The 3014-nt window shown below is 37.8% G+C and carries 1 protein-coding gene and 1 pseudogene; one reads left to right on the plus strand and one right to left on the minus strand.

What is annotated here, in order from left to right; all coding sequences use genetic code 11:
* Positions 1-640 precede the first annotated feature (640 nt).
* Positions 641-1663: pseudogene (locus AC0QH1_RS01105) on the plus strand (IS4 family transposase).
* A gap of 159 nt (positions 1664-1822) precedes the next feature.
* Here AC0QH1_RS01105 and AC0QH1_RS01110 read toward each other — a convergent pair.
* A complete protein-coding gene (locus tag AC0QH1_RS01110; RefSeq protein ID WP_324628888.1) occupies positions 1823-2854 on the minus strand; it encodes a hypothetical protein in 1032 nt (343 codons plus the stop codon).
* Positions 2855-3014: the final 160 nt, after the last annotated feature.

Consider the following 3014-nt stretch of genomic DNA (forward strand, 5'->3'; position numbering starts at 1 on the left):
GGGGTCTACCACTCTCCAAATAAACGCTTCAGCAATATCATAATAATTCCCATTCTCATCGGGTCTGGGAATTCGAGGGGACGCTAGTGCGACGGTAGGCACTGCAGCGATTAAAGACACTAAACCGAGGGTGAAAAGTTTTTGAAACATGGTAAGCTGTTCAGCAATTAAATTGGGTATAATAGCAATATCAATTTAGCTAAATCACCAGCACGTAAATGCCAGCCAAGAATCATCTAATTCCTGAGACACTCAAGAAACTTCAGCAAGCCTTGAAAGAGGAATAAAATGAGGAAATCCGAGAAGAGTTTATCGTAGGAAAAATATAGCCGCCCCTAGCCAAGAAACCTTCTGTCACAATTGTGGCATCAAAAGCCAAGAAACCGGGTTTCTACTACAATCTTGGCATCAAGACCGAAGTTTGTGAAAAGAAACCGGGTTTCTACTCCAGTTTCTGTTACCCCCAAAAAAAGCAAACGCCCCTAGCCAAAAAACCGGGTTTCTATCACAATATTGGTTGGCATCAAGAGCGATATTTGTAGAAAGAGACCCACAAGTGTTGAATGTCAATAAAAACCTGAGATAAATCACGTCAAATATGTTATGATTGGGCAAAATGTTCAAATATTTGAGTTTAGCCATGATTATCAATTCCTTCCCAAAGATTATCAAGGATATCTTGCGAGAGCTACCCAAAAATGATTATCCCGTATTGAACAGCCGTCTGTTTTTCGAGTGTTGGCTATCTTATGTTATGGATAATAGCTTGACCAGTATGCGCGATTTATTCAAGCGATTAAACAATACTGGTTTTGACGTAAATATGTCCACATTTTCCAAAGCAAGTTCGCGCCGCGAGCTAACATTATTTCAAAAAATTTATCAAAAGTTGAATCGATTGGCTTCTAAAGGAAATCCTAAAAAATTACACGATAAATACTCAATCTGTCCAATAGATTCAACCATCATAACTCTCACCAGTAAATTGTTGTGGGTTCTGGAATACCATCAAGTGAAACTGTTCAGTTCTCTCAATCTAGCTACGGGAACCCCCGAAGATAACTTTATCAATTTTGGGTATGACCATGATTATAAGTTTGGCTCAAAAATGATGTCTAGTCTTCCCCCAAATGCTGTCGGGGTAATGGATAGAGGATTTGCTGGATTAGATTTTATTGAAGAATTAGTCCAAGAAAATAAATATTTTGTTTTGCGTATAAAAAACAATTGGAAGTGAGAATTTGAGGAATACTCGAAATTAGTTAAAGTTGGCTCCTTTCGTGATGCTAAAACTTATAGGTTCATTAATTTTTGCGTTCTAGAAACTAAAACTGAGTTTCGCTTAATCACCAATTTACCTTATGAGGGAGAAGCCGCAGTTTCTGATGATGAAATTAGAGAGATTTATCGATTACGCTGGGCCGTTGAATTATCATGGAAGTTTTTAAAAATGCATTTAAAGCTTGACAAACTCATCACAAAAAATGTCAACGGCATAACCATTCAAATTTATGTAAGCTTGATAGCTTATCTAATTTTAGAGATTATATCCATTCCCGCTCAATGGGGAAATACACTATTAGATAAATTCCGCTATTTACAATCTTGTATGTGTCAAAAAATCAGTGACGTTTATTGGTTTGAGGAGATGAGGTTTGGTTGAGTAATTTAGGCTTTTAAGGCTTAGTGTAACTTGTAATGTAAAGTTTTGTATCGACATTCAACATTTGTGAAAGAGACCCAATTTCTAACTTTTCCTAAAAACCAAGTAGCATCACTTACTCAAATAGCTGGTCAGCTTTCTGTAACCAAAACTCATATCTTAACGTTCAGAAAAATGAATATTGAGACGAATTACATCCTGGGCTATTTTTGGAGAAATATATCGATCGCTACGACCGTTTCGACGTGAAGAACAGGCATCCCATTTCCCACAAGCTGTAGGGATATCTAAGAATTCTGAAAATAAAACATTTCCGTTTTCATCTACCCCCACAACATTCACTGTTGCTTTAACGCCGGTTAACCGCTCTGTGGCTTCTGCTGTTCCTTCGATCGCTAATTTACCATTCCGGTAAAGCGTTGCTTTTCCCGTACTATATCCTCCTTTCATATTGCTACGACTGCTTGCAGTAATTGGCCGACCTATAGTTTCTGTACGAGAATGAATTACGTTAATGCTATAGATTTCTTGATTCTGGCTTTTTAGGCTAATGCGATCGACAATTTGGAGAAAGTCTCCCGAAATGCCATTATTTCCTAAATTTAGAGAAACCTTAAATTGTCCTCCAGCCAAATTTCTCTTAATAAGTCTAGGAGAAGTTGAGTCCTCTATCTTGGCTTGTCTGGCTTTCTGTTCGTTCAAATGTGCGATAATCTGAATATCGTTAGGATTTAGGAAATAACCATAAAACTCAATAGAGGAACTCTGAGGTCTCTTACCTTTGAGTTCTATATTTCCCGGTACAGCATTACAGATCGCCGGGAGTGGGTCTGGGATGGTTTTCGGAGGTTTTCCAATTTTTTGGGCTAAATTATTTCTTCTTTTGAGAATTTCTTTCTGAACTTCATGGCGAACATAGTCATTGATAAAAGTAGCATTACATCGCATTTCCGATCCGGCTGTATTTATAGTAGTTTTAGCCAAATTTTCTATTTCATAGCTGATGGTTTCTTTCGTTGACTTTTCCAAGTCTTGAACGACCTGACGCCAATTGGCCGATTCGTTTCCCAAGATATCGATTGCTTTATCGAATTCGCCTAATGTGTTGTCTACACAAGATGAGGTAAAAAACATTAGGATAGCAGCTAGAATAATTTGGGGACATCCTTGCAAAATTTTGTAGAAATTCATTGTTAATTAAAGTTGGTAGCTTTCAGTAATTAAAAGACCTAAAACTAGGAAATCAGTAGAGTTCCTAGACTGGCTCGATGAAAGCGATCGCGCTGTGGGTGATTTGGGAGGGCGATCGCTTTCATGCAAGAAGCTTTACGACCTTGAGAACCCAATTTTT

The sequence above is a fragment of the Phormidium sp. CCY1219 genome, from assembly GCF_055795085.1.

Coding starts and splice junctions, on each gene's coding strand:
- AC0QH1_RS01110 (WP_324628888.1), bottom strand. CDS start 2,854: ATGAATTTCTACAAAATTTTGCAAGGATGTCCCCAAATTATTCTAGCT.